Genomic DNA, 24,627 nt, shown 5'->3' on the forward strand with positions numbered 1-24,627 from the left:
CATCGACCGAAGACAGGCGACCCCGGCAGTGCTGGAACACCCCGGGGTCCGGCAACAGGAGCAACCACTCCCGATGCGCGTTCATCGTAGCGCCCACGTGCGCGACTTCACCGTGTTGCCCAACGGCATGCTGCAGTGCCGGCGGCTCTCCTACACCGCCCGCGGCCTGCTCGCGGACCTCCTCTCCCGCCCCGACGGCCGGCGCGAGGACGGCCGGCACATGGCCGACACCAGCCCCCAGGGCCGTGGCGCGATCCGCAAGGCCCTGAAGGAGCTGACCGCCGCCGGGTACTACCGGGTCGAGAGGATCCGCATGCCCGACGGCACGATCGTCACCGAGACCCACGTCTACGACACCCCGCAGCTCGCCCCGCCGGGTGCCACCCGTCCGGTTCCCGGCGAAGCGGCCGCCGTTCGCTGACGCCCCTCCAAAGGACAGGAACCAAGAACCCTCCCTCCCCGACGTGGAAATGACGAATCATCAGGAGGGCGAGGGAGCAGCTCCGTGAGGCGATCGCCACCCTGTTCCGGGTGATCCGGCCCGAGCCGCGCCTGCGCCTGGGCGAGGCCGAGGCGCGTGAACCCGCTCCCCTGGTCGCGCGGTGGCTGGAGCGCGGAAGCAGCGCCGCCGACCTCGCCCAGGCCTGCTGTCGGGCCTGCCCAGCCCGTTGCACTCGGCGGTCGCGGTGCTCCGCTACCGCCTGCGGCACAAGCTGCCGCCCGCCCCGACTGCCGCGCCGCCCACGCCAGTTCGGTACGCGGAGTGCGCCCGCTGCCACGACCCGGTGCCCCGCCCCGGCACCTGCGGCCCCTGCGCGGGCATCACCCCCCGTCCGCCCGGCGTCGGCTGCGGCGCGGCGGCCACCCGCCTCGGCGCCACCTGACCACCGCCCGACCACCGCTGCCGGCCTCGGTGTGCCGTCCGGCGTTCAGGAGGCTTCGGGGGATGGGATGTTGGTGCTCAGCAGGGTGAGTCCGAGATGGGTCAGCGTGTGAAGGACCGCCTTCCGCTCCCGGGTCAGGGCGGTCAGCCCGGCCTTGCGCAGGGTGGTGGCGTGCTCGCTGGCACTGGCCGGCGAGATACCGGCCCGCTGCGCCAACTGCGTCGTCGTGCAGGCGGGATGGTCGGCTATGACGCACAGCACGATCGCCCTGCTGCGGCCCAACAGCGCGGCCAGGGCCGGCGGCACCTGGGCACCGCCTCGGCGGGTACCGGCAGGCGGTGCCCACAGGGCCGCCGCGTCGACCGGGTCGTGCAGTGCCTGGTAGGCCATGACCACCGTGTCGTCCTCGGAGCCGGCGAACAGCTGGGGAACCGGCCCGCAGAACACCGACGGAGCCAGGACGAACGAGCGGCCCGACAGGTGGAGGTCGGCTTCCGGGTGGTTCAGCGGCCGGTAGCCGGGGATCTCCAGCACCGGCGGGTTCCACACGGCCATCGGGCGCAGGCCGTCCAGGAGCGCTCCCACCCCGCCCCGTGCCATGAGCCTGCCCCGTCGCGCCACTTCGCCCTGGAGGTGCTGGTCGATGCGCGGCCAGTAGGGGGCGACCGCGACGTGGTGGCAGTGCTGCAGGGCGGCGCCCAGCCGCCGCAGCGCCCGCGGGGCGGCGTCCATCGCCTCGGTCAGCCATGGTGCCGCAGACCCGTCCGTGCGCGGCTTGACGGAGAACTCCGCGCGCAGCCGCGAGGTCGGCGTACTGATCAGCCGCTCTATCCCCTCCTCCACGCAGTCCACCGCGCCCACCAGGGTGAACAGGTCCACCAGTGCTCCGCAGGCGGCCGGGCTGAGGAACCGCGCGGCCTCCCTCCCGTCGGCGCCGATCCGCGGGCCGGTCCGCGCGCGCCACCCGCCGAACAGCACCGCGCGGTCGCGCCACTGCACGGTCCGCAGACTCAGCTGCGTCTCGGCGAGCGGCCCCAGCACCGTGACCCGTACCCGCGCCAGGTCCTCGGCGGTGAAATGAACCCGTAGCACGCCGTCCTCCTCATCCGCGCCCACACCCTGCGGCTGAGCCTTGCCGACGCACTCGTTTCGGGGCAGACCGAAACGAGTCGAATCCCGCACGGCTCGGATGGACTCTTTCATCCGGCAAAGACGCGAACGATCCCGACAACGATCACCGAGACAAAGAGTTGGCTGGACAGACCCCCTGAATCGTCCGCACTCGGTAGGCAAGCAGCGACACTGATCAACTCGATGACGAGGAGCCCGGATGGATGACCTATCACCCAAGGACGGCAAGACGCACGAGCGACTCGTGTCCCGCCTCAAGCTGCTGACGTCGGCGGTTCTGGTGCTGCTCCTGCTGATGGCCCGTAGCTGGTTCGAGGGCCAGAACATGATCGGCAGCGCGATGCTGTTCTTGGCTGTCGCCGTGTGGGTCGGCGCATCGGCCGTCCTCCACCTGGCGGGGCGCGAGGGGACCAGCAAGGCTCATGGTGCTGCCGCGCCCGCCATTCAGGCGCCGGTCCGGGCGCAGGGAACCACCGGTCCGAGCCCCACCCGGCCGTTTCAGGGGTGGCGTGGGACATTCCGTCCCGGGCTCAACAGCCTTGTGGTGCTGACGGTGGTGGCAACGATCGTGCTGGTCGCCGACCGCCCGTGGAATGCACCGTGGTGGCCGGGGCGACACGAGGCTTCGCAGCTGCCGCAGGCGTGCACGGCCGGGGCCACGGCAGCGGCGCATCTGACGCCGAATGCGGCTGCCGACGGGAGCGAACGCCTCAGCGCCGGCTACGGTTCCGGCTCACGGTGCGTCTGGCGCGACCGGGAGATCGGCACCACTCTCGTGATCGACTACGTGCTGGGCAAGTGGGACGGCACCTTCGGCTCCGACGCCACCACGAGCGCGCGCAAACAGCAGGCGCTGAACATACGCGCTGCCAACGGTCCCAGGTCGCACTCCGGCACGATCACCGACCTCGGCGACGAAGCCCGCAGCGTGTACCAGCCCGGTGGCACCGTGCACGTCCTCGTCCGGCGCGCCAACGTGGCACTCAGCGTGTCGTACTCACCAACGCCCAGCCTCGGTCAGAACACGGACCAAGTGGACGCGGTCAGCCTGGCCGCCACTGAACAGGCCGCCCGGGAGGCCCTCACGCCCGTACGACTTGACTAGCCTGCGCGTCTCATCCGGGGTCGCGTCCGGATGGTGATCGGAAACGCGAAAGGGCTTTCTGAGCTGCAGCGATAAGGCTTGTCCAAGCTTGGTTTCTAAGGTCGGCGGGTTTGGTGTTCCTTGATCGACTCGGCGCGTTCGACCGTCTTTCCGACGTGGTGGCACCTGGCTCTGTGCTCGTTCTTCGAGCCGGAAAGCCGTCCCGCGCCCGGCCGGGACGGTTTCGGTGCGGCCGCCGGACAGACCGCCGTCACGCACGCAACGCAACTGATCGTTTCACCGGGACGATACAGCCGCGCCGGATTCCGCCGACGCTGCGCCTGACCGGCTCCCGTACCCCGGGCGCCCCCACCGACGCCGTCGATGCCGGCTCGGCCCTCGCCGACCTGACCGCCCTCCTCGCCGACCACGCCCGTGGAGCCGGCCGGTGCCGAGTTCCTCCGGCTCCTAGACGTGGAAGTGACGGCCGTTGAGCAACGCGCCGCCGAGGGGGGTGAGCGTGTGCAGGACGGCACTGCCGCGTCTGGTGGTGATGATGAGGCCGGCCTGGCGGAGTACGGAGGCCTGCTCACTCGCGGTGGGCAGCGACGCGCTGAGGCGTTCGGCCAGCTGCCCGGTGGTGCAAGGGCCGTCGCCGATGGCGTGGAGGGTCCGGGCCCGGGTGCGGCCCAGGAGCGCGGACAAGGCGCCGTCGACCCCGCGACAGGACGACGTCAGCAGTGCGGTGACGTCGGAAACGCCGCGTATGACGGGGAGGAAGAGCAGGACGGGTGCCTGGTCGTCCATCGGGTCGGTGTAGGGAATCGGCCTGGTCTGACAGAAGGCGGACGGGACCAGCAACAGGCCCCTGCCCTCCAGGTCGACAGTGCTCGTGAGAGCGCCTCTGCCGACCTCCAGCGTCGGCGGCTTCCAGCGGAACTCGGGCGGCAGTCCCGTGAGCATCGCCTCGGGCCCGTCCTGGGCGAGCCTGAGCGCGTGCGCGGTCTGCTCCGCCCGCAGCCGGGGCAGGATCCGCGGCCAGTGGGGAGCCACGGCGACGCGGTGGACGTTACGGAGGAACACCAGCAGTTCCTCACGGTCCGCCCGGACGTGCGCGATGTCGCCCCACGCCACACCCGCCCAGGGGTCCGTGCGGCGTAAGTAGCGGGCCCGCGCCTCGACGGCCCCCTCGAGTTCGGTGCGCAGGCGCTCGGCCGGTGCCGCGCGCAGTGCCTCGATCCCCTCCTCGACGGACGACGAGGCGCCGGTGACGGTGAACAGGTCCAGGACGGTCTCCTGGAAGAGGGAGGAGGCCGGATGGACGCGGGCGGGGGAACGAGCATGGACCTCGTGTCTCCATGCGCCGAACAACGCCCGGCTGTGCGGTTGTTGCAGGGTCGTCAGCGCGTGTAGCGTCTCGCCGAGCGGGCCCCAGGTCGCCGCTATCCGGGTCTTGGCGAGGTCCTGCGGGGTGAACGTGATGCGCAGCATGTGAGGGTCTCCCGGGTTCTGTTCGGACGCCCACCTTCCCGGCGCCCATCGTCTCCGGTCGCGCACGACTGCTTCAAGTGGGCCTCACCACAGGGGTTTCGGCGACAGCCGAAAGGACTGGGGCCGCGCCCGCCGGCACCGTCAGGATGGGTTCCGAGGGCGGCGGACCGGGGCCCCAAAAACACCGGTGGTCCCCCCGGGCCTGATGGCCGTCCGAATCGAGAAACCACCCATGGAGGCGTTCATGCGTATTCGTCGTGCTCTCGCGGTCACCGCTGTCGGTGTCACGCTCGCTGTGGGCGCCGCGGCCGCACCGGCCGGCGCCGCCGCCACCGCCGCCGCGCCCTCTGCCGGCGTCACGGTCACCTGCGGCAACGCCTACTGGCCTCACACGGACAAGGACAACGGGTCCGGAACCATCAACAAGTCCGACGGCGCGGCGGTCCACACCGGCCCGTACGGTGCGTGCACCACCGTCGGTACCATCGGCGATGGGATCAAGGTGGAGTACGAGTGCTACTCCGTCAACGGGTACGGCAACAGGTGGACCTGGGTCCGTATGGTCGGCGGCGGAAGCTTCGGCTGGGTGTACAACGCCTACCTCGACAACGGGGGCGCCACCGTGCGCTGCTGAGCGCGCTCGGCCCCACCGATCCGTCGCACGCGCAAGGGGCCCGCTGTCCCACCGGACGGCGGGCAGGCGCACGGCATGCCCTACCCGGCCGGGCGTAGTGATCGAGGGCCACGTCCTCTCCCGCACCGCCGACCCGCAGCGCCCACTCTTTCATCCGTGCCCGAGGCACACCCACACATCCACGAAGCGACAGAAGAGAACGCCCATGCGCGCACGTCTGCTTCTCACCGGCCTGGCCCTGGCGGCGACCGTGCTGGTGGGCGGTGCCGCCACCGCCCAGGCGGCCCCCGCGCCCTCCCGGGCCGACACGGTCTCGGCCGCGGTTCCGGGGCACTGGGTGGTGAAGGGCCCCTACACCGAGTCGATGTGCATCGCCATGAGGGACTCCTACGCCGGCGACGCCTACTGCTCCTACTCCGGCACCAACAAGTACTACCTGCACTTCTGGGTCCTCTGACCCTCTCCTCGCGGGCTGCTCCCGCAGCGGCCCCGTCGTGAGTGCGCGGCACCATGGGGGCCCGGGGGGGCATCGGCGGCGCGTCAGGAAACGGTTCCGGCCCTTCGGTTCGTCCGAAGGGCCGGAGTCGCGCCGGGCGGGGTCGAGTGCCCCGGCCTCGCTCTACGGGGTCACGGGTTGACGGGGCCGAAGATCGTGGTCGGCTTCTTCTGCTGCGGGGTCTCCAGGCTCTGCAGGCAGAGGGTGTACTTGGTGCTGCTCCGCTTGTAGGTGAAGTAGCCGTCGGCGGTGGGGAACTTCCTGCACGCGGCCTCGCCGTCGTTGGTGTCCTCCTCGCGGCCCACGACGCGGGCCTCGGCCTTGGGGTCGGAGCAGGGCACCACTTCGACGTCGGGGTTCTTGTCGACGAGGCCGGGCAGGGCGGCGGCGATCGGGTTGTTGTTGTGGATGCAGTCGCCGGCCTTGGCGAAGTCGGGGTCGCGCTTCGCGACGAGGTAGATCACCGTGATCAGGAGCGCCGGGATGAGCACGCCGAGGATCGTGGGCCGCAGGTACACCGGCTTGCCGGGGTCCATCGGCGGGCGGGGCGCGCCGGGCAGCGGCTCCGCCAGCTTGTCGACCTTCAGGCGCTGCGGGATGTTGATCAGCATGATGATCGGGTTGACGATCACCGAGGGGATGCCCCACCAGCCCTGCCAGAGGCTGTCGGAGGTCATCTCGCGGTGGGTGGCGATGCCGCAGCTGCGGCAGAACGGCCCCCGGGTCTTCAGGTACTTCAGGATGATGATGAGGCCCAGGTGCCCGCGGAAGGTCGCGTCCACGGCCGGGACGGATCCGCAGTGCTGGCAGCCGAGCTGCCCCTCGCCGTAGCCGGGCAGGCCCGGACCGGGTGCCGGGGCGTCGGAGGCGGGCTCGGTGGGCGCAGCGCTCTCGGGCAGCTCGGCAGACTGAGTGGAAATGGTGAAATCCCCCGTGACGATCACGAATATGTGCGTCGGGAAACCTACCGCTGCCGGGGAGCCGGGAGGACCGATTTATTCACCGGCCGACGGAAGGTCGCCGAACCGTGATCACAAACCGGCCGATCGATGCCGAAACCTCCCCGGTCGGGCGTCCGACCGGCCCCTGTCGGTGGCCCCGCGTACGGTCGCCCCATGGATGACCAGCAGGAATCGCACGCGGCCGGAACTCCGGCGCACGGGGCGGCGCACGGGCCGGGCGAGGACGTACGGCAGGCGTGGGGCCGGGTGACGGGGTGGCTGGAGCGGCACGACCCGGCGGTCTTCGCCGCCCTCGGCGGCCCGGGGAGCCGGGAGGGCGTCGACCGGGCCGAACGGCGCATGGGCCTGACGCTGCCGCAGGAGCTGCGGCAGTGGCTGCTGATGAACGGCATCGACGGCGGCGGGCCGCCCGACATGCCCTCGTGCCTGGTGACGCGGGACTGCGCCGTGCCCCTGCCCGGCGGCCACATGCTGCTGGGCCTGACGGACATCCAGCGGGTGTACCTCAGCCGGATGGGCCTGGAGGAGGCGGAACCGTCCGAGGACCCCGACTGCCCGTTCTGGCACCGCGCCTGGGTACCGGTCGCCGCGGAGCGCGACGGCCTGTACGGGACGTTCGTGGACACGGTCACCGGAACCGTCGGAACGTGGGCGGAGGCGTACTGTCCCGAGGGGGGCGTATACGCCTCGCTGTCGGCGTTCTTCCACCGCGCCGCGGACTTCCTGGAGAAGGTCCCCGCGGGAAACCGCGGCGGCCCCGGCAGGCCCGCCGCCACCCGTGACCCCGACCCCCGGCCCCAGGAAGAGCCGATCCGCCGCTGGGCCCGCGCCCACGGCATCCTCGTCAACGATCGCGGACGCGTCCCCGCGACCGTCCGCGAGGCCTACGAGGCGTCCCGGAGGTGAGCGGCCCCGCCGCCTCCCCCGGTGTCGCGGGGCGCGGCAGTGCAGCCGTCGGCTGCGGCGTGCGGTGGCGCCCGGTGGCGTGCGACGCACGAAAAAAGAGAGTGAATCAGCGCCCCTCGGTGGTGCCCGAAACGGCCTCGTGCGCGGCCTCGGCGGTGCCGTGGCCGCACTGCGGCGGCCATCCGGGACCCCTGGGGCAGGCACCTGCGGGCAGGCGCTCACGCGCCCGCCCACGCCGTCAACAGACCGGCTCTGACCTGGTGTTTTTCCGAAATTCACCTAGGCTGTGGAGTTCTGCCGGACCATCTTCGGAGGGGACACCGTGTGCCAGGAATCCAGCAGTTACGACGCCGCCCGCATCCAGGTGCTGGAGGCGCGGGAAGCCGTTCGCAGGCGGCCCGGGATGTACATCGGCTCGACCGGTGAACGCGGCCTGCACCAGATGGTGTTCGAGGTCGCCGACCGGGCGGTGAAGGAGGTCCTGGCAGGCCGCGCCGGCCGCGTCGAGATCACGCTCGGGTCCGACGGTGGCGTGTGCGTCGCCGACGACGGCCCGGGCGTTCCCGTCCACGACGAGGGGGATGCCGGCGAGCCCGGCCTCGAGGCCCTGCTGACCCGCATGCACGCCGGAGCGGGGCTCGGCGGCGGCCGCCACGACGTGATGCTCGGCCACTGCGGCGTCGGGCCCACCGTCACCAACGCCCTGTCGAGCCGGCTGACGGCCGAGGTGCGGCGCGAGGGGGTCCGCTGGGAGCAGGAGTACGAGCGCGGTGTCGCGGTCGCCCCGCCCACCGAGGCGGGCCCGGCGACCGGCAGCGGGACCGTCATCACCTTCTGGCCGGACACCGGGATCTTCGGTGCGGCGCAGTGCTCGTTCGACGAACTGGCCGACCGCTTCCGGGAACTGGCGCTGCTGAACCGGGTCCTGGACATCTCGCTGACCGACCGGCGCGACCCGGGCGAGCCACGGTCGCTCCGGTTCCGCTTCCCCGGCGGGGCGCGGGACTTCGTCGCCTTCCTCGACGGCCGGGACGCGGCTCCCGCTCTCACGGACACCATCGGCTTCGAGGACGAGGACCCGCGGATGGCGGGGACGGTGGAAGCGGCCTGGCGGTGGCGCGGCCGCGGCGAGGAGAGGATCCGGAGCTTCGCCAACGGCCGGCCCACGCCGCGCGGCGGCACGCACGAGGCGGGCTTGCGTGACGGGGTGGCGGCCGCGCTCGGCGCGTACGCGCGCAAACGGCTCCTGCCGGCCGCGCCGGACCCCGTCCCGACCGCCGAGCAGGTCTGCGCGGGCCTGACGGCGGTCGTGTCGGTGAAGCTCGACCGGCCCGAGTTCCACGGCTCCACCTGGGACGTGCTCGGCGACGACACCGTGCGCGTCTGCGTCGCGCGGGCCGTCCGGGACCACCTGGGCGCCTGGCTGGAGCAGCACCCGGAGCAGGCCGCGGCCGTCGTCGGCCGTCTCGTCCACGGCGCCTGAGCGCCCGGCCCCGCCGCCTCCCTCGCGGCGGCGGGGCCGGGGCGTTCGGCGCGGTGCGGGTGTCAGGCGGGGCGGATGCCCGGGTTGCCGGCCTCGGTGGTGAAGGAGGCGGCGGTGGACAGGGTGCCGCCGGGGCGGGTGATGTGGGAGACCACCCGGTAGTCGGCGCGGGCGCGGTGGCGGTCCAGGGTGAGGACGGTGTAGCCGCGGCGCCCGTCGTAGAACTTCATGTGCGGGTTGGCCGACATGAGGTTGTTCCAGTTGGAGGGCTTCTCCTCGCCGTCGCCGTCGCTGCTGATCGAGGTGCCGACGAACTCCACGCCCACGGTGCGGGAGCCGGGGTCGTCGACGTTGCGCTTGACGTCCAGGGCGTAGGCCACGTGGACGTCGCCGGTGAGCAGCACGAGGTTCTTGACGCCGGAGCGGTCGACGGCCTGCAGGAAGCGCTCGCGGGCGGCCGGGTAGCCGTCCCAGGCGTCCATGGAGAGCTTGGAGCGCTCGGCGGTGGTGTTCTTGCGGCGGGAGAAGACGACCTGCTGGGGCACGACGTTCCAGGTGGCCCTGGAGCGGCGCAGGCCCTCGGCGAACCAGCGTTCCTGGGTGGCGCCCATCAGGGTGCGCCCGGCGGCGTCGGACTCCGGGGTGGGGTACTGCCAGCCGTCGCCGTTGGCCTGGTCGTCGCGATACTGGCGGGTGTCGAGGATGTCGAACTGGGCGAGCTGGCCGAAGTGGACGCGCCGGTAGAGGGTCAGCTCGGTGCCGTGCGGCTGGGGCATGCGCAGCGGCTGGTTCTCCCAGTAGGCGCGGTAGGCGGCGGCGCGGCGGGCGACGAAGGGGGCCGGGTCCTGGTTCTTCTCCGGGATGCCGGCGGCGTAGTTGTTCTCCACCTCGTGGTCGTCCCAGGTGACGTACCAGGGGTGGGCGGCGTGCGCGGCCTGGAGGTCGGGGTCGTTCTTGTAGAGGGAGTAGCGCAGCCGGTAGTCCTCCAGGGTGGTGGTCTCGTGGTTGAAGTGGGCCGCGAGGGTGCGGTCGGTGTACTTGCGGTCGCCGCCGGCGGCGTCGATGCCGTATTCGTAGATGTAGTCGCCGACGTGGAAGACGGCGTCCAGGTCCTCGTTCGCGAGGTGGCGGTAGGCGGTGAAGTAGCCGTCCTCGTAGGCCTGGCAGGAGACGAGGGCGATGCGGGCGCTGTCGAGCTTCCTGCCGCGCGGCGGGGCGGTGCGGGTGCGGCCGACGGGGCTGGACCAGGAGCCGACGGTGAAGCGGTACCAGTACTCGCGTCCGGCGTCGAGGTCGTCGACGTCGACGTGGAGGGCGTAGTTGAACTCGGCGTGGGCACGGGCGGTGCCGCGGCGCTCGACGCGGCGGAACTTCTCGTCGCGGGCGATCTCCCAGGCGACCTTGACCGAGCCGGTGGGCGGCAGGCCGGCGCCGGGCTCCAGGGGGCGCGGGGCCAGGCGGGTCCACAGCACGACGGCCTCGGGGGTGGCGTCGCCGGAGGCCACGCCGAGGGTGAAGGGGTTGTCGCCGATGGCGCGCGGGGCGATCTCGTTGTCGGCGGCGTGCGCGGAGGGCAGGTTGACGCCGAAGGCGAGCGCGGCGGCGGCCGAGGTGACGGTCAGGAAGCGGCGCCGGTCCAGGCGGGCGGCGGCCTCGCGCAGCATCCGGTCGGGCGTGGGGTGGTCGGCGGGGCGGGTCATCGGCGTGGTGGCCTTTCGCAGCTCGGGGGTGTGCGAAGGGAATTGGAGTGGACCGCCCCGTACGGCGGGGGTCGGGATCACGGCAGCAGAGTGATCATCCGGTGGGAGAGCGGTGAAGGTCCGGCACTTCACCCCGAACCGGACGGAAGGCCGCATTCTGGTTGCGCCCGCCGTGTCCCGACCGGCCCCGACCGGCCCCGCCGCGCGCCCCGCGCGCCCCGGCACCCGCCCGTGCGCCCGGTGGGTGCGGCCCGCGCAATGGGCAGGTCAAGGCGCGCGGGCCGGACGCCTTCGGGCGAGCGGGCCCGGGACGGCCCGTCAGACGACTTCCAGGTTGGCCATCATCCCCATGTCCTCGTGCTCGGCGTTGTGGCAGTGGAAGAGGTAGCGGCCGCGGTAGCCGTCGAAGCGGGTGATGATCTCCGCGGACTCCCCCGGGCGCAGCGAGACGGTGTCCTTGAGGCCGGCGTCGTGGGGCAGCGGGGGCCTGCCGCCGCGGGTGAGGATGCGGAAGCCCACCAGGTGGAGGTGGACGGGGTGGTGGACGTCGGCGATCAGGCGCCAGATCTCGGTGTCGCCGAGGGGGACGGTGACGTCGGTGCGGGCGGGGTCGAAGGGGCGGCCGCCGATCAGCCAGCCGTGGCCGCCGTTCATGCGGCCGGCGCGGAAGGCGAAGTCGCGGGTGCGCACGGCGTCCTGGCGGTGCCAGTCGGGCAGGTCGGTCGACAGGACGGGTGGGATGCGGCTGTCGTCGGCGGCGGGGCGGCGGGTGATGCGGAAGGCCATGATGTCGCGGGTACGGCCGGTGCCGAGGCGGTTGACGAGGCGGACCAGGGAGCCGACGGGGGCGGCGGCGAAGTCGACGACGAGGTCGTGGCGTTCGGCGGGGGCCAGGGGCAGGGAGTGGTGGGTGACGGGGGTGGCGAGCAGGCCCTGGTCGGCGCCGATCTGGACGAGGTCGAGGCGGCGGCCGTCCTCGGTGCGGGCCTCGATCTCGTAGTGGCGGGCGTTGGAGGCGTTGAGCAGGCGCAGGCGGTGGCGGGCGGCGTCGGTCTCGTGGACGGGCCAGGGGGCGCCGTTGACGAGGACGACGTCGCCGAGGACGCCGGCGAGGTGGGGTTCGGTGACGCCGGGGCGCTCGCGCAGGGTGGGGTCGAGGGAGGGGTAGGTCAGGGCGCCGTCGGCGGCGAAGGCGCGGTCGGTGATCATGAGGGGGATCTCGCGGGGGCCGGCGGGCAGGCCGAGGGCGTCCTCGGCGTCGTCGCGCACGATGTGCAGGCCCGCGAGGCCGCGCCAGAGGGCGGGGGCGGTGAAGTCCATGCGGTGGTCGTGGTACCAGAGCAGGGTGGGGCGCTGGTCGTTGGGGAAGGTGTAGTCGCGTGTGCGGCGGCTGGTGACGGCGCGGGGGTCGGTCATGGCGCCGCCCATGCCCGGCATGCCGTCCGCGCCCTGCATGCCGGGCATGACGTGGGGGGTCTCGGGCCAGCCGGCGGGCAGGACGAGGTCGGTGGGGTAGCCGTCGGAGTCGGCGGGGGTGTGCCCGCCGTGGAGGTGGACGACGGTGGGCACCGGCAGTTCGTTGCGGTGGGTGACGGTGACGGGCCGGCCGCGGCGGGCCTCGATGGTGGGGCCGGGGAAGGTGCCGCCGTACGTCCACAGCCGGGTGGTGAGGCCGGGCAGGATCTCGGCGTCGGTCTCGCGCTGGACGATCTCGTAGCGGTCGGCTCCGCCGTCGGTGGACAGGGGCTTGGCGGCGGCGGGCAGCGGCAGCGGCACCTGGTAGGGGGGTGGCAGGGCGGCGGCGCTGCGCAGCTGGGCGCCGGTGGTGGCGGGGCGGCGGGCGAGGGTGGCGGCGGTGGCGAGGCCGGCGGTGGCGAGGAGGCCGAACGCGCCGCCGATGCCGAGGATCTGACGGCGGGTCATGTCGAGCGGGCGGCCGGGGCGGGGTTCAGTCACGGTCGTCCTCCCGGCGGGCGGGACGGCGGGCGGGGCGGCGCGCGGGCAGCGGGGTGCGCCACAGGGCGATGGTGAGGACGACGGTGGCGGCGATGGTGGCCACACCCAGGGGCAGGTGCAGCCACAGGGCGCCGTCGAGTCCGGCGAAGTACTGGACGGTCTCGGCCGCGACGACGGCGAGGGTGGCGGCCGCCGGCCAGCCGCGGCGCAGCCGGATCCACACCACGAGGGCGGCGATCAGCTGGAGGTAGCCGAGGGAGGTGACGACGTTGGCGCCGGCGGCGTGCCAGCTGAGGGCGTCGTAGTCGCCGCTGAGGTAGACGCCGGCGAAGACGGGCTGGCCGAAGACGGCGGCGGTGTGGGCGGCGGCCAGGGCGCGCAGGGTCCGTCCGGCGGGCCCGGTCCGCTCCCCCGCGGCGGACCGGGCCTTCGGCTCCGGTGGGGTCCTGTCGGCGGCGATGGCCATGGGCGTCCTTCCTCGAACCGTTGCCGGGCCGCGCTGTGTGCCGGTGCGCGGCCCCGCCCATGACGCTATGACCGTCCGGTTATCCTGTCTAAGATCAATATTGCTATGGCGTTATGACGCCTCGGGCATGGGGGGCGTCGGTGGACCTGAACACGCTCGCGCAGTTCCTGGCGGTGGCGCGGCTGGAGCACCTGAGCCGGGCCGCCGAGGAACTGCGCGTCGCCCAGCCGTCGTTGAGCCGCTCCATCGCCCGGCTGGAGGCCGAGCTGGGCACCCCGCTGTTCGAGCGGGGCGGGCGGCTGCGGCTGAACGCGGCCGGGCACCTGTTCCGCGGCTACGCGGAGCGTTCGCTCGGTGAACTGGAGGCGGGCCGACGGGCGGTGGCGGAGGCCGCCGGACAGGGGCTGGGCACGGTGCGCCTGGCCTCGGAGACGTTCCTGGCCTTCAGCGGACCGCTGGCGGCGTTCAAGCGCGGCCACCCGGGGGTGGAGATCGAGCTGCACCAGCTGTCCGCGCAGGAGGCGGCGCGGCGGCTGCGGGCCCAGGACGTCGACCTCGCCGTCTTCTCCCAGCCCGTCGCCGCCGAGGGCCTGGAGTCGGTGCCGCTGCTGGACGAGGAGGTGGGGCTGGCCGTCCCGGTGGGCGACCCGCTGGCCGGCCGCACCTCGGTGGGCGTCGAGGAGCTCGCCGAACGCCCGTTCATCGCCGCCCGCCCCGGCCACTGGCAACGCCGCCTGCTGGACCGGCTGTTCGCCGCCCGCGGGCTGGTGCCGCGGATCGTCTGCGAGAGCGACGAGGCCGGCGCCATCGCCGAACTGATCAGCGCGGGCCTGGGCATCGGCCTGGTGCCCGCCGTCGCCCGGCGCACCGCCACCCGCCTGCCGCTGGTGTGGGTCGGCGTCGACAGCCCCGACTGCCGGCGCTCCCTGACCCTGTTCTGGGACGCGCGGGCCCGCCTGCCCGCCGGCGCCCGGCTGCTGCGCGAGGCGATCGCGGGCTGGGACTGGGCGGGCGGCGGTCGGACAGCGGGCGGCGGGCGGCAGGCGGACGGCGGCTTCTGACAGCCGGCCCCCGGTTCGGCGCCGCTACAGCTTCGCGGCCGAGAAGGTGTCGCACTGGGCGGGGTCGCCGCTGCGGTAGCCGGTGGTGAACCAGGCCTTGCGCTGCTCGGCGGAACCGTGCGTCCAGGCCTCCGGGTTGATCCGCCCAGTGGCCTGCTGCTGGATCCGGTCGTCGCCGACCGCCGCCGCCGCGTCCAGGCCCTGGGCGATGTCCTGGTCGGTGAGCGAGGCGATCAGCGGACGGCCGGTGGAGGGCTGCGGGGTGGTCGTCGCGTGGTGCGCCCACACCCCGGCGTAGCAGTCGGCCTGCAGCTCCAGGCGCACCGAGCCGCTGGTGGCACCCTGGCGGTCGTTGCCGACCTTCTGCATGGCGCCGGTGAGGTTCTGGATGTGGTGGCCGTACTCGTGGGCGACGACGTAGGACTCGGCGAACGGGCCGCCCTTGGCGCCGAAGCGGGCGGACAGCTCGTTGAAGAAGCCCAGGTCGACGTAGGCCTTCTTGTCGCCGGGGCAGTAGAACGGGCCCACCGCCGAGGTCGCCGCCCCGCAGGCGGTGGAGACCTGGCCGGTGAACAGCACCGTCTCGGCGTTCTTGTACGGGACCTTGGCGGCGCGCGGCAGCTCGGTGCGCCAGAACTCCTGGAGGCTGTTGGTGACCGCCACGATCCGGCAGTCCTGGCGCTTGTTGGCGTCCGCCCCGGTCTTGCAGGCCTGCTGCGCCTCGCCGGCGGTGCGCACGCCGGAGGAGTTGGAGGAGGAGCCGGAGCCGGAGGACAGGCCCAGCAGCTGCGGGTCGACCCCGAGGACGACGGCGAACAGCACCGCGATCAGGCCCACGGCCCCGCCCCCGATGGCGATCTTCCCGCCCGGGATGCCGCGCCGGTCGTCCACCTGCGAGGTGTCGAGGTCGCCCTGGTCGTCGAACTGCATGTGCCCCTGCCTGCCCGTTTCTGTCGTGTTCCGCCCTACTGGTGACGGTCTGTACCGTCGACGGCCCGGCCCAGCCTACGGGCCCCGCCCCGGATCGCGCCGCAGCGGGTCCCGGCGGCCCCACCCCGGCGGCCCCGCCCCGGCGGCCCGGGCGCGGTCAGGCGGGCGCGGTCAGGCGGGCGCCGGAGCGCCGACGACGCGCAGCAGCTCCAGACGGGAGGCCGACTCGCCGCCCGGCGCGGCGGTGTGCACCAGCAGCAGCTGGTCTTCGCCGCCGGCGGCCAGCACCTCGCACTCCAGCTCCAGCGGCCCCACCACCGGGTGCAGCACCCGCTTGCGGCCGCTGCGCCTCCGGGCGACCTCGTGGCGCTCCCAGCAGGAGGTGAACTCCTCACCACTGGCGAGGAGTTGCTCCAGCAGTTCGGCGGCGCGCCGGTCCCCGGGGCGGGCGGTGCGGGCGGCGCGCAGGGAGGCGACGTGGGCGCGGGCGAGGTCCTCGTGGTCCTCGGGCGGGAACAGCGCCCGGACGCCCGGTTCGGTGAACCAGCGCAGCAGCAGGTTGCGCCGCTCGGGCGCCAGGACGGTGACGTCGCCGAAGACGGCGGTGGCCATCGGGTTCTGCGCGAGGACGTCGCCGAGGTCGGAGACGACCTGGGCGGGCGTGTCGTGCAGCCGGTCCAGGATCAGCAGCAGCCCCGGCCGCACGTGCCCGAGCGGCCCGTGCCGACGCGGCGGCTCGTGCCCGGCGAGGCGGAACAGGTGGTCGCGCTCGTCCTCGCTCAGCCGCAGCGCCCGCGCCAGCGCCGCGAGCAGCTGCGGCGAGGGCTGCGGGCCGCGCCGCTGCTCCAGGCGCGCGTAGTAGTCCACCGACAGCCCCGCCACCTGCGCCACCTCCTCCCGGCGCAGCCCCGGTGTGCGCCGCCGGACCCCGGGCGGCAGCCCCAGGTCGGCGGGGGCGAGCCGGGCCCGGGTACGGGTGAGGAAGTCGGCCAGTGCCGCGCGGTCGATCATGCCCCCAGCATGGCCCGCCGGAGCCCGCCGCCACCAGGGACCGGCGGTCCCCCGCTCACGGACGCCGTCACCCGTCGGCGTGCGGTGGGTGTCCGCGGCGCCGGGCCCGGAACAGGACGTGGCCGCTGTCGCCCTCGGGCACGAACTCCTCGTGGACCACGTCGAAGCCGGCGCTCACGAGCCACCCGCGGTTGGTGGCGGCGTCGGCGTGGCTCCACCACATCGCGGCCCCGCCGCCGAGCCAGTTCTCGTCGGTCCCGGTCCAGGCCCGGTGCCCGGTGGTGCTCAGGAACCAGCCTCCCGGCCGCAACCAGTGGGCGATCCGCTCCAGCAGGGCCGGCTGTTCCTCCACCGGCACATGGATCAGGGCGTACAGGCAGACGACGGCGTCGAAGCGGCCCCGGGGAAGCTCCACGGTCGTGGCATCGGCGCGGATGAAGTCGGCGCCCGGCACGAGCTGCCGGGCCCTGCGGATCTGGACCTCGCTGATGTCGACCCCCGTCACCCGGTGACCCGCCGCGACCAGGGACCGGGCCACGGGAACCCCGGTGCCGCACCCGAGGTCCAGGACGGTTGCGGCCCCGGGGAGCCGGCCGAGCAACTCCTCGATCCACGGTCCGTACTTCGTCCCGCTGCCGAATGCCCGCTCGTAGTGCTCCGACAGCACGTCGTACCCGCGCCGGACCACTTCCTTCGGATTCTCGTCGTCCACGCGCGCACGCTACGGCGCGCCCGCCGGGAGCGCGACCGCTTTTCCCCCGGCCCCGGCCGGCCCTGCGCCCGGGGCCGGTGGCGCGCGGGCCGGGGGCGCCCGGGGCCGTGCGAGCGCCAGGGCCCCCAGCCAGGGATCGGCGGTCCCTGGATCGGGAGGTCTCTGCCGCACCGCTCGGGGCGCGGGCAGGGTGGTGGGTGTCGAAGGTGATCAACTCTCCTGGAGGAGGCGGACGATGGCGACGATCCTGGTGACGGGCGCGACGGGTTCGGTGGGCAGCAGGCTGGTGCCGCGGCTGGTGCGGTGGGCGGAGGCGGACGGGTCCTCGGTGCGGGTGCTGGTGCGGGACGCCGCGAAGGCGCGGGCCCTGGACGGGGTGGAGGTGGTGGTCGGCGACCTCTGCGAGGAGGCGGACCGGGCGCGGGCGCTGGAGGGCGCCGAGGTGGTGCTGAACGTGGCGGCGGCGCTGCGCGGGGTGCCGGACGAGGCGGCGTGGGCGGTCAACCGGGACGCGGCCGTCGCCCTGGGGCGGGAGGCGGCGAAGGCCGGGGTGCGGCGGTTCGTCCACACCAGTACGAACCTGGTGTACGGGCGGGGGCTGGGGCGCCCCGCCGTGGAGGGCGACCGGCTCGCACCGGATCCGGCATGGGGGGTGTACGCGGCCTCAAAGGCGCAGGCCGAGGCGGGGCTGCGCGCGCTGGGGGCCGAACTGCCGCTGGTGGTGGCCCGGTTGGCGTTCGTGTACGGGCAGGGCGATCCGCACCTGGCGCAGTCGCTGCACTGGGCGGCGAACTGGCCCGCGCACCAGCGCCTGGCGGTGGTGCACCACGCGGACGTGGCGCGGGCGCTGTGGCGCGCGGTGGTGACGCCCGGCGTCGAGGGGCGCACGTACAACGTCGGCGACGACGCGCCGCTGACGGCCTGGGACCTGTACGCGCTCAACGGTCGGACGCACCCCGGCAGTTCACCGGACGAGCCGTTCGACCCGTTCGACCCGTGGGAGGGACAGGTGTCCACGGCGGCGGCGCGCCGGGAGCTGGGCTGGCGTCCGCTGTACCCGTCGGCGTGGGCGGCGGCCGACGCCGGGGCGCTGTAGCGGACGCCGCCCGGCCCTCCCGGTACGGGGAGGGCCGGGCGACGCCGCACAGCCGGCCGGCGCCGCTCAGCCGGTCCGTGCCGCTCAGCCGGCCGGCGTGGGCGCGGGGGCGTAGCCGGCCGGGCGGGTGGTGAAGGTGCCGCGGCCCTGGGTGCGGCCGCGCAGGCGGCCCGCGTAGCCGAACAGTTCGGCCAGCGGCACCAGCGCGCCGACCCGGGCGGTGGCGCCGTGGCCGGGTTCGGTGGAGCGGACGTGGCCGCGGCGGGCGGCGAGGTCGCCCAGGACGGTCCCGAGGGCGTCCTCGGGCACGGTGACGCTCACTTCGGCGAGCGGTTCCAGCAGGTGCATCCGCGAGGCGCGCAGGGCCTCGCGCAGGCCGAGGCGGGCGGCGGTGCGGAAGGCGAGCTCGGAGGAGTCCTTGGGGTGGGTGGCCCCGTCGGTGAGGGTGACGGCGACGCCGGTGACCGGGTGCCCGCCGAGCGGGCCCTCGGCCAGGGCGTCTCGGCAGCCGGCCTCGACGGCCTGCACGTACTCGCGCGGCACCCGGCCGCCGGTGACGGTGGAGGTGAACGCGAACTCCCCCTCGGTGCCCGCCGGCAGGGGGTGGACGTCGAGGACGAGGTGGGCGAACTGCCCGGCGCCGCCGTCCTGTTTGGCGTGCCGGTAGGTGAAGCCGGTGACGCCCTCGGTGAGGGCCTCGCGCAGCGCGACGCGCGGGCGCCCGACGACCGCTTCGACGCCGGCCTCGCGCCGGACCTTCTCCACCGCGACCTCCAGGTGCAGTTCGCCCAGGCCGGACAGGGTGCGCTGGCCGGTCTCCGGGTCGGTGGCCACGCGCAGCGAGGGGTCCTCCTCGGCCAGGCGGGCGAGGGCGGCGGCGAGTCTGTCGGTGTCGGCGGCGCGGCGGGCCTCGACGGCGACGGTGACGACCGGTTCGGCGCTCACGGGGGCCTCCAGGACGATGGGGTGGTCGGCGTCGCACAGGGTGGCGCCGACGCGGGTGTGCTTGGGGCCGACGACGGCGACGATGTCGCCGGCGCGGGCGCTGTCGGTCTCGGTGTGGCGGTCGGCCAGGACGGTGAGGATGCGGGCGACGCGCTCGCGGCGGCCGGTGGCGGTGTCGAGCACGGTGGCTCCCTTGTGGAGGGTTCCGGCGTACAGGCGCAGGTGGGTCAGGCGCCCGGTCGGGGCGGAGGTGACCTTGAACGCCAGGGCGGTCAGGGGCTGTTCGGGGTCGGGGTCGCGCTGCTGGGCGCGGTCGGCGGAGCGGGTGGGCGGGACGTCGAGCGGGGAGGGCAGGTAGGCGACGGCGGCGTCCAGGAGCGGTTCGATGCCGCGGTTGCGGTAGGCGGAGCCGCACAGCACCACGACCACCTCGCCGGTGCGGGTGAGGTCGCGCAGGGCCGCGGTGAGGGTGTCGGCGCCCAGGGTGGCGCGGGCACAGAACTCCTCCAGGGCTTCGGGGTGCAGTTCGGCCACCGCCTCCTCCAGGGCGCGGCGGCGCTCGGCCGCCACGGCTTCGAGGCCGGCCGGGACCGGGCCTTCGTGCAGGGTGCCGTCGTCGTCCCAGGTGAGGGCGCGCAGGCCGATCAGGTCGACGACGCCGGTGAACGACTCCTCGGCGCCGATGGGCACGTGGACGGCCAGCGGGCGCGGATGCAGGCGTTCGCGGATGGCGGCGACGGCGGCGTCCAGGTCGGCGCCGGCGCGGTCGAGCTTGTTGACGAAGGCGATGCGCGGCACGCCGTGGCGTTCGGCCTGGCGCCACACCGACTCGCTCTGCGGCTCGACGCCGGCGACCGCGTCGAACACCGCCACCGCGCCGTCGAGCACCCGCAGGGAGCGCTCGACCTCGTCGGCGAAGTCGACGTGGCCGGGGGTGTCGATGAGGTTGATCCGGTGCCCGGCCCAGGCGCAGCTGACGGCGGCGGCGAAGATGGTGATGCCGCGGTCGCGCTCCTGGGGGTCGAAGTCGGTGACGGTGGTGCCGTCGTGGACCTCGCCGCGCTTGTGGGTGGTGCCGGTGAGGTAGAGGATCCGCTCGGTGACGGTGGTCTTGCCGGCGTCGACGTGGGCGAGGATGCCGAGGTTGCGGACGGCGGCGATACCGGCGGTCGCGGCGGCGGTGGTGCCGGTGGTGCTGCGGGTGGTGGTGCTGCGGGTGGTGGTGTGGGTGCGCATGGCCCGGGTGCCTTTCGAGGCGGTTCCGCTCGTGGGGTGGGCGCGCGATTCCAGCAGTGCCGACGGATCGTCGGATTCATGACCACGGAATGGGACGACGGCCGGACAGGCCGGTGTCAGACGGTGGCAGCACTGCTCCGGTGCCGGCCGCGCAGCGGGCACCGGGAGGCCAGGGACACCAGGATCACCTCGTACCGCGACGCGGGAGAGGGGGCGGCGGCGCTCTGCTTCGGCATGGCCGCCCGCCCCCTCTCTCGTCCCGTTCGTCGTCGCGGTCGCCGCGGTTGTCACGTTGTCGCGGCGGGCCGCGCGTCGGGGCGCGGCCGCGTGGCGAGTGTAGGGAAGGCGGGCCGGCCGGTGCGACGGGTTTTACGGTGCCGGGTCCTACGGCGCCCGGAAGCGCAGCACCGGCTCCGACCAGCCGTCGTCGCGCACCCCGGCGTCCAGGGCGGCGCCGATGGCCCGTTCCTCGTAGCCGAAGTGGGAGTCCATGATGGCGGCGAGTCCGTCGAGTTCGCGTCCGATCGCCTCCAGGTCGGCGCCGGTGGCGCCCTGGACGACGGCGTCGGACTGCCCGGCGGCCCGGTCGGCGAGGTGGCGCACCCGGGCGAGGATGTGGGTGATGAAGCCGTGGTCCTCGACGAGTTTGCCGATGGTCGGTGCCAGGTCGGGGCGCTCGCGCAGGAGTTGGGCGAACAGGCCGGTGTCCTCGCCCTGGTGGTGGTTGGTCAGGGCGGTGCAGAAGGCCAGGCAGTGGGTGAGGAGTTCGCTGCCGTCGCCGTCCGGGCGGCGGGGCCGGCCGAGATTGGTGCGCAGGTCGGCGAGGCGGCGGCGCAAGTCCTGGTGCGCGCGGGAGAGTTGCAGGCTGAGGGCGGCCGTACGGCCGGTGGAGGGGGAGGCCACGGGTGGCGGTCCCTTCGGTTCCGCACCTCCATGCCTGACGCAGTCCGTCACCGGCACGCGATGCTCGCGCCATCGGATCACGCGCCCCGACCGGAAGGCAAGCGGGCGGCGGGGCCGGGCTCGGGCTCGGGCTCGGGCTCGGGCTCGGCGGGAGGCTCGGCGGCCGGTGCGGGCTCGGCGGCGCCGGCGCGCGGGCGTCCGAGCAGGATGCCGGCGACCACCAGCGCCAGTCCCGCGCCCTGGCGCACCCCGAAGGGGTCGCCGTCCAGCGCGGTGCCCAGCAGCACGCCGGTGAGCGGGTTGAGCAGTCCGAGCAGGCCCACCGTGCCGGCCGGCAGGTGGCGCAGCCCGGCGAACCAGCAGGTGAAGGCGAGCGCGGTGGCGACCACGGTCGTGTAGCCGAAGGCGAGCAGGGTGGGCCCGTCCGCCGGCGGGGGCGGGCCCTCGGCGGCGGCGGCGAGCGGCAGCAGCACCAGGCCGCCGGCGGTCAGCTGCCAGGCGGTGGCGGTGAGCGGGTCGGCGCCCTCGCGCCAGCGGGCGGCCAGCACGTAGCCGACGGAGGAGACGAGCATCGCGGCCGCGGAGGCCGCCAGCCCGGCCCAGCCGATCCCCTCCCCCGTTCCGGCCAGTGCGAGGGCGACCCCGGCCAGGCCCACCGCCGATCCCGCCAGGTGCGCGCGGCGCGGCCGCTGCCCGGCCAGCGCCCAGGCGGTGAGCAGCAGGGCCAGCGGGGAGGCGGCCATGAGGGTGGCGGCGGCGCTGGTGGGCAGCAGTTGGGAGGCGAGGTAGAGCAGGACGAAGAACGCGGCGGTGTTGAGCAGGCCGAGCAGGGCGCTGCGCCACCACCAGGCGCCGTGCGGGCGGCGGCGGGCGAGGGCGAGCAGCAGCAGTCCGGCGGGCAGGGCGCGCAGGGCGGCGCCCCACAGGGGGCGGTCGGCGGGCAGGTGGGCGTGGGTGACCCAGTAGTTGGCGCCCCAGGCGACGGGGGCGAGGGCGGTGAGCAGCACCCAGCGTTTGGTGGCTTCCATGGAAGGCAATATAGCTTCCTGGGAAGCTACTGGCGTAGGGTGGTGTCCATGGAGCCCGACCAGCACGAGGACCGGCACGAAGAGCGGCACGAGGACCGGCACGAGGACCGGTACGAGGAGCGGTCCCCGGACCACGTCGCCCAGATCCAGGCCGCATGGCGGCGCGAGCGCCCCGACCTCGACGTCTCCCCGCTGGCCGTCATCGGGCGCCTGCACCGCCTCGCCGCCCGCCTGACCGCCGAGCTGACCCTCGTCTACCAGCGCTACGGCCTGGGCGAGGGCGAGTTCGACGTGCTCGCCGCGCTGCGCCGCGCCGGCGCCCCGTACGAGCGGGCCCCGGGCGAGCTGGCCGCGCACACGATGGTGACCACCGGCGCGATGACCAAGCGGATCGACCGGCTGGAGCGCGCCGGGCTGGTCACCCGCCGCCCCGCCGTGGACGACCGGCGCGGGCGCGTGGTCGCCCTCACCGACGCCGGCCGGCGCCTGTTCGACGAGGCGTTCACCGCCCACCTGCGCAACGAGCACCGCCTGCTGGCGCACCTGAGCACCGAGGAGGCCGCCGCCCTGCAGGGCCTGCTCACCGCCTGGCAGCACCGCCTGGACGGCACCGGAGGCCCGGGTGGAAGCCGCACCGGCGGAAGCCGCGCCGGGGGCACCGGGGACGCGGGCCGTACGGAGCGGGGCGTTGACGACGGGCCGTGAGAAGCTGACCCATGGCCAGCGCCCCTCCCCCACCGGATGCCCCGACGCCCGACCACCGGCCCTCCCCCGCTCCCCCGCCCGGCTGGGAGAACCCCGAGGTGCGGGCCGACCGGCGCCTGGTGGAGATGCTCCAGGAACTGCGGGTGCTCCAGACCGGGGTGCAGATCGTCTTCGCCTTCCTGCTCGGCGTCGCCTTCACCCCGCGCTTCACCCAGCTCACCGACGCCCAGCAGGACATCTACGTCATCACCCTGCTGCTGTCGGTCATCGCCGCGGCCGTCCTGGCCACTCCCGTCGCCCTGCACCGCGGCCTGTACCACCACCCCGGCAAGCAGCGGATCGTCACCGTCTCCGTCCGCATCGCCCAGGTGGGCCTGCTGCTGCTCGCCTCGGCGCTGACCGGCGCCGTGCTGCTGGTCCTCGACGTCGTCCTCGGCACCGCGCCGGCGGTGCCGATCACCTGCACCATCGCGCTGGTCTTCGCTGTGCTGTGGTTCGTCCTGCCCTGGGCGGTGCGCCGCTCCGCCGCCCGCGACCAGGCCTGACCCGACCGCTGCCGCCGCCTTCGCCGCTGCCGCCGCCCGCAGCGGGGTTGCACGGGCGGCGGACCACGGACCGGGCCGGGGCCGGCTGCCGGGCGCCGGGGGCCGGGCCGGGAGGCGCCCGCCGGGCCGCCTCCCCCACCCCACGGAGCCCACCCGCACCCCGGACCGCTTACCGTGCCGGTATGCATACCGACGAAAGCCCGTGGGACGTCCTGCTGATCGGCGGCGCGTCCGGCATCGGCAAGAGCCGCGCCGCCGCCCGCCTGTCCGCCCGGCACGGCGCGTTCGTGGTCGAGTTCGACGACGTCGTTGCCGCCCTCCAGGCCGCCACGACCCCCGCCGGCCACCCCGGCCTGCACCACTTCGCCACCGTGCCCGACCCCGACGCACTGCCCGCCGACCGCGTCCTGGAGCTCCAGATCGCCACCGCCCGCGCCCTGGACGACGCGCTGCTGGGCGTCGTGCGCAACCGGCTCACCGTGGACGTGCCCGCGATCGTGGAGGGCGACTACCTCACCCCGGCCGCCGCCGCCCGCGCCGCCGCCGAGGCCGCCGGGCAGGGCCGGCGCGTGCGCGCGGTCTTCCTGCACGAGGACGACCCGCGGCGCATCGGCGCCAACTACGCCGACCGCGAGCCCGGTTCGGGCCCGCAGCCCGAGCGCGCCGCCGTCAGCGCCCGCTACAGCACCTGGCTCGCCGACCAGGCCCGCGCCCACGCGCTGCCCGTGGTCGACTGCCGCCCGTACGCCACCCTGCCCGAGCGCCTGGCCGCCGCCCTGGCGTGACAGCGGCCGGGGCGGGCGTCCGGCGGGCCCGGTCAGCCCTCCTCGATGTCCGAGATCAGCCTGGTACTCAGGTCGCTCTGCACCGCCAGCCGGGTGTGCCCGGCGTCGGGGCCGGTGCCCCAGGTCAGGGTGACGGTGGTGAACAGGTGCCCGGCGCCCGAGTCGTGGTGGCGCACCTCCCAGCGGGTGGGCACGTCCTGGGCGCGCAGCACGCCGTCGGCATGGTTGGCCTCCTCCCAGGCCGCCAGCCGCTGACGGAAGTCCTCGGTGAGGTAGTGGGAGCGCAGTTGGTCGCCCAGGTCGTCGGTGCCGTCGGAGACGGCGTCGACGTAGGCGCCGTAGAAGTCGGCCACCCGGTCCACCGCGGAGTCCGGGCTGCCGCTGCGGACCGCGGAGCCCGCGGCGGTGTCGGTGTCGGTCATGACATCCCCATCCGTCAGGGCCGGGGGCGGCGCGCTCCCGCCCCGGCCGGTCGGT

General features: G+C 74.5%; 25 protein-coding genes. 12 read left to right on the forward strand and 13 right to left on the reverse strand.

Going from position 1 to position 24,627, the window contains the following annotated elements:
• The first annotated feature begins 73 nt into the window (after positions 1-73).
• Together ACWGKU_RS19735 and ACWGKU_RS19740 are read left to right on the forward strand one after the other, a co-directional pair.
• A complete protein-coding gene (locus tag ACWGKU_RS19735) occupies positions 74-421 on the forward strand; it encodes a hypothetical protein (RefSeq protein WP_452178601.1) in 348 nt (115 codons plus the stop codon).
• Between the two features lie 181 nt (positions 422-602).
• Positions 603-884, forward strand: coding sequence for a hypothetical protein (locus tag ACWGKU_RS19740; RefSeq protein ID WP_452178600.1), 282 nt, complete (start codon positions 603-605; stop codon positions 882-884).
• A gap of 45 nt (positions 885-929) precedes the next feature.
• Here ACWGKU_RS19740 and ACWGKU_RS19745 read toward each other — a convergent pair whose 3' ends face one another.
• Positions 930-1,976: a winged helix-turn-helix domain-containing protein gene (locus ACWGKU_RS19745; RefSeq protein ID WP_452178599.1), complete on the reverse strand. Its 1,047-nt coding sequence runs from the start codon at positions 1,974-1,976 to the stop codon at positions 930-932.
• 238 nt (positions 1,977-2,214) lie between these two features.
• Here ACWGKU_RS19745 and ACWGKU_RS19750 point away from each other — a divergent pair, with 238 nt between their 5' ends.
• Positions 2,215-3,120: a hypothetical protein gene (locus ACWGKU_RS19750; RefSeq protein ID WP_452178598.1), complete on the forward strand. Its 906-nt coding sequence runs from the start codon at positions 2,215-2,217 to the stop codon at positions 3,118-3,120.
• A gap of 447 nt (positions 3,121-3,567) precedes the next feature.
• On the opposite strand, the gene ACWGKU_RS19755 is transcribed toward ACWGKU_RS19750, so the two are convergent.
• A complete protein-coding gene (locus tag ACWGKU_RS19755; RefSeq protein WP_452178597.1) occupies positions 3,568-4,590 on the reverse strand; it encodes an ArsR/SmtB family transcription factor in 1,023 nt (340 codons plus the stop codon).
• 244 nt (positions 4,591-4,834) lie between these two features.
• On the opposite strand from ACWGKU_RS19755, the gene ACWGKU_RS19760 reads away from it, so the two are divergent.
• Both ACWGKU_RS19760 and ACWGKU_RS19765 read left to right on the forward strand, forming a co-directional pair.
• Complete coding sequence (locus ACWGKU_RS19760; RefSeq protein WP_452178596.1) at positions 4,835-5,224, forward strand: hypothetical protein; 390 nt, start codon at positions 4,835-4,837, stop codon at positions 5,222-5,224.
• Positions 5,225-5,429: 205 nt separating this feature from the next.
• Entirely contained in the window at positions 5,430-5,681 is a 252-nt protein-coding gene (locus ACWGKU_RS19765) for a hypothetical protein (protein WP_401045404.1), read from the forward strand.
• Between the two features lie 170 nt (positions 5,682-5,851).
• Here ACWGKU_RS19765 and ACWGKU_RS19770 read toward each other — a convergent pair whose 3' ends face one another.
• On the reverse strand, positions 5,852-6,664 hold the full coding sequence (locus tag ACWGKU_RS19770) for an LppU/SCO3897 family protein (protein ID WP_452178595.1): 813 nt from the start codon (positions 6,662-6,664) through the stop codon (positions 5,852-5,854).
• A gap of 171 nt (positions 6,665-6,835) precedes the next feature.
• Here ACWGKU_RS19770 and ACWGKU_RS19775 point away from each other — a divergent pair, with 171 nt between their 5' ends.
• Both ACWGKU_RS19775 and ACWGKU_RS19780 read left to right on the forward strand, forming a co-directional pair.
• Complete coding sequence (locus ACWGKU_RS19775) at positions 6,836-7,588, forward strand: Lsr2 family DNA-binding protein (RefSeq protein WP_452178594.1); 753 nt, start codon at positions 6,836-6,838, stop codon at positions 7,586-7,588.
• Positions 7,589-7,910: 322 nt separating this feature from the next.
• Complete coding sequence (locus ACWGKU_RS19780; protein WP_452178593.1) at positions 7,911-9,071, forward strand: ATP-binding protein; 1,161 nt, start codon at positions 7,911-7,913, stop codon at positions 9,069-9,071.
• A 62-nt stretch (positions 9,072-9,133) separates the two neighbouring features.
• Here the strand turns inward: ACWGKU_RS19780 and ACWGKU_RS19785 are convergent, their stop codons facing one another.
• The 3 genes from ACWGKU_RS19785 to ACWGKU_RS19795 all read right to left on the reverse strand — a co-directional run bounded on the left by ACWGKU_RS19785 (position 9,134) and on the right by ACWGKU_RS19795 (position 13,193).
• Positions 9,134-10,771, reverse strand: a complete 1,638-nt coding sequence (locus ACWGKU_RS19785) for an alkaline phosphatase D family protein (RefSeq protein WP_401045395.1) — start codon at positions 10,769-10,771, stop codon at positions 9,134-9,136.
• Between the two features lie 318 nt (positions 10,772-11,089).
• Positions 11,090-12,727, reverse strand: a complete 1,638-nt coding sequence (locus ACWGKU_RS19790; RefSeq protein WP_452178592.1) for a multicopper oxidase family protein — start codon at positions 12,725-12,727, stop codon at positions 11,090-11,092.
• Positions 12,720-13,193, reverse strand: a complete 474-nt coding sequence (locus ACWGKU_RS19795) for a hypothetical protein (RefSeq protein ID WP_452178591.1) — start codon at positions 13,191-13,193, stop codon at positions 12,720-12,722. Before ACWGKU_RS19795 ends, ACWGKU_RS19790 begins: the two co-directional genes overlap by 8 nt.
• Positions 13,194-13,333: 140 nt before the next feature.
• On the opposite strand from ACWGKU_RS19795, the gene ACWGKU_RS19800 reads away from it, so the two are divergent.
• Complete coding sequence (locus ACWGKU_RS19800) at positions 13,334-14,254, forward strand: LysR family transcriptional regulator (protein ID WP_401053747.1); 921 nt, start codon at positions 13,334-13,336, stop codon at positions 14,252-14,254.
• Positions 14,255-14,278: 24 nt separating this feature from the next.
• Here ACWGKU_RS19800 and ypfJ read toward each other — a convergent pair whose 3' ends face one another.
• The 3 genes from ypfJ to ACWGKU_RS19815 all read right to left on the reverse strand — a co-directional run bounded on the left by ypfJ (position 14,279) and on the right by ACWGKU_RS19815 (position 16,907).
• Positions 14,279-15,184 carry a KPN_02809 family neutral zinc metallopeptidase gene (gene ypfJ, locus ACWGKU_RS19805; protein ID WP_401053746.1) on the reverse strand — a complete coding sequence of 302 codons (906 nt, stop codon included), beginning with the start codon at positions 15,182-15,184 and terminating at the stop codon, positions 14,279-14,281.
• A 171-nt stretch (positions 15,185-15,355) separates the two neighbouring features.
• On the reverse strand, positions 15,356-16,192 hold the full coding sequence (locus tag ACWGKU_RS19810; RefSeq protein ID WP_452178606.1) for a helix-turn-helix transcriptional regulator: 837 nt from the start codon (positions 16,190-16,192) through the stop codon (positions 15,356-15,358).
• A gap of 70 nt (positions 16,193-16,262) precedes the next feature.
• A complete protein-coding gene (locus tag ACWGKU_RS19815; protein WP_401053939.1) occupies positions 16,263-16,907 on the reverse strand; it encodes a class I SAM-dependent methyltransferase in 645 nt (214 codons plus the stop codon).
• 235 nt (positions 16,908-17,142) lie between these two features.
• Between ACWGKU_RS19815 and ACWGKU_RS19820 the strand changes: the two genes are divergently transcribed.
• Positions 17,143-18,003: an NAD-dependent epimerase/dehydratase family protein gene (locus ACWGKU_RS19820; protein WP_452178590.1), complete on the forward strand. Its 861-nt coding sequence runs from the start codon at positions 17,143-17,145 to the stop codon at positions 18,001-18,003.
• An 84-nt stretch (positions 18,004-18,087) separates the two neighbouring features.
• On the opposite strand, the gene fusA is transcribed toward ACWGKU_RS19820, so the two are convergent.
• The 3 genes from fusA to ACWGKU_RS19835 form a co-directional block, all read right to left on the reverse strand.
• Positions 18,088-20,184, reverse strand: a complete 2,097-nt coding sequence (gene fusA, locus ACWGKU_RS19825) for an elongation factor G (protein ID WP_452178589.1) — start codon at positions 20,182-20,184, stop codon at positions 18,088-18,090.
• Positions 20,185-20,568: 384 nt separating this feature from the next.
• A complete protein-coding gene (locus tag ACWGKU_RS19830; RefSeq protein ID WP_401051150.1) occupies positions 20,569-21,087 on the reverse strand; it encodes a hemerythrin domain-containing protein in 519 nt (172 codons plus the stop codon).
• Positions 21,088-21,164: 77 nt separating this feature from the next.
• A complete protein-coding gene (locus ACWGKU_RS19835; RefSeq protein WP_452178588.1) occupies positions 21,165-22,115 on the reverse strand; it encodes a DMT family transporter in 951 nt (316 codons plus the stop codon).
• Positions 22,116-22,163: 48 nt separating this feature from the next.
• Between ACWGKU_RS19835 and ACWGKU_RS19840 the strand changes: the two genes are divergently transcribed.
• The 3 genes from ACWGKU_RS19840 to ACWGKU_RS19850 all read left to right on the forward strand — a co-directional run bounded on the left by ACWGKU_RS19840 (position 22,164) and on the right by ACWGKU_RS19850 (position 24,150).
• Positions 22,164-22,820 (forward strand): MarR family winged helix-turn-helix transcriptional regulator, encoded by a 657-nt coding sequence (locus ACWGKU_RS19840; RefSeq protein ID WP_452178587.1) that lies wholly within the window; start codon positions 22,164-22,166, stop codon positions 22,818-22,820.
• Positions 22,821-22,831: 11 nt separating this feature from the next.
• Entirely contained in the window at positions 22,832-23,365 is a 534-nt protein-coding gene (locus ACWGKU_RS19845) for a DUF6328 family protein (RefSeq protein ID WP_452178586.1), read from the forward strand.
• A gap of 182 nt (positions 23,366-23,547) precedes the next feature.
• On the forward strand, positions 23,548-24,150 hold the full coding sequence (locus ACWGKU_RS19850) for an AAA family ATPase (protein WP_401055031.1): 603 nt from the start codon (positions 23,548-23,550) through the stop codon (positions 24,148-24,150).
• Positions 24,151-24,182: 32 nt separating this feature from the next.
• Here the strand turns inward: ACWGKU_RS19850 and ACWGKU_RS19855 are convergent, their stop codons facing one another.
• Positions 24,183-24,572, reverse strand: coding sequence for a hypothetical protein (locus ACWGKU_RS19855; protein WP_401055030.1), 390 nt, complete (start codon positions 24,570-24,572; stop codon positions 24,183-24,185).
• Positions 24,573-24,627 lie beyond the last annotated feature (55 nt).

Source organism: Kitasatospora sp. NPDC054768 (assembly GCF_053612025.1).

Coding starts and splice junctions, on each gene's coding strand:
- ACWGKU_RS19735 (WP_452178601.1), top strand. CDS start 74: ATGCGCGTTCATCGTAGCGCCCACGTGCGCGACTTCACCGTGTTGCCC.
- ACWGKU_RS19750 (WP_452178598.1), top strand. CDS start 2,215: ATGGATGACCTATCACCCAAGGACGGCAAGACGCACGAGCGACTCGTG.
- ACWGKU_RS19755 (WP_452178597.1), bottom strand. CDS start 4,590: ATGCTGCGCATCACGTTCACCCCGCAGGACCTCGCCAAGACCCGGATA.
- ACWGKU_RS19760 (WP_452178596.1), top strand. CDS start 4,835: ATGCGTATTCGTCGTGCTCTCGCGGTCACCGCTGTCGGTGTCACGCTC.
- ACWGKU_RS19765 (WP_401045404.1), top strand. CDS start 5,430: ATGCGCGCACGTCTGCTTCTCACCGGCCTGGCCCTGGCGGCGACCGTG.
- ACWGKU_RS19775 (WP_452178594.1), top strand. CDS start 6,836: ATGGATGACCAGCAGGAATCGCACGCGGCCGGAACTCCGGCGCACGGG.
- ACWGKU_RS19785 (WP_401045395.1), bottom strand. CDS start 10,771: ATGACCCGCCCCGCCGACCACCCCACGCCCGACCGGATGCTGCGCGAG.
- ACWGKU_RS19795 (WP_452178591.1), bottom strand. CDS start 13,193: ATGGCCATCGCCGCCGACAGGACCCCACCGGAGCCGAAGGCCCGGTCC.
- ypfJ (WP_401053746.1), bottom strand. CDS start 15,184: ATGCAGTTCGACGACCAGGGCGACCTCGACACCTCGCAGGTGGACGAC.
- ACWGKU_RS19820 (WP_452178590.1), top strand. CDS start 17,143: ATGGCGACGATCCTGGTGACGGGCGCGACGGGTTCGGTGGGCAGCAGG.
- fusA (WP_452178589.1), bottom strand. CDS start 20,184: ATGCGCACCCACACCACCACCCGCAGCACCACCACCCGCAGCACCACC.
- ACWGKU_RS19835 (WP_452178588.1), bottom strand. CDS start 22,115: ATGGAAGCCACCAAACGCTGGGTGCTGCTCACCGCCCTCGCCCCCGTC.
- ACWGKU_RS19840 (WP_452178587.1), top strand. CDS start 22,164: ATGGAGCCCGACCAGCACGAGGACCGGCACGAAGAGCGGCACGAGGAC.
- ACWGKU_RS19845 (WP_452178586.1), top strand. CDS start 22,832: ATGGCCAGCGCCCCTCCCCCACCGGATGCCCCGACGCCCGACCACCGG.
- ACWGKU_RS19850 (WP_401055031.1), top strand. CDS start 23,548: ATGCATACCGACGAAAGCCCGTGGGACGTCCTGCTGATCGGCGGCGCG.
- ACWGKU_RS19855 (WP_401055030.1), bottom strand. CDS start 24,572: ATGACCGACACCGACACCGCCGCGGGCTCCGCGGTCCGCAGCGGCAGC.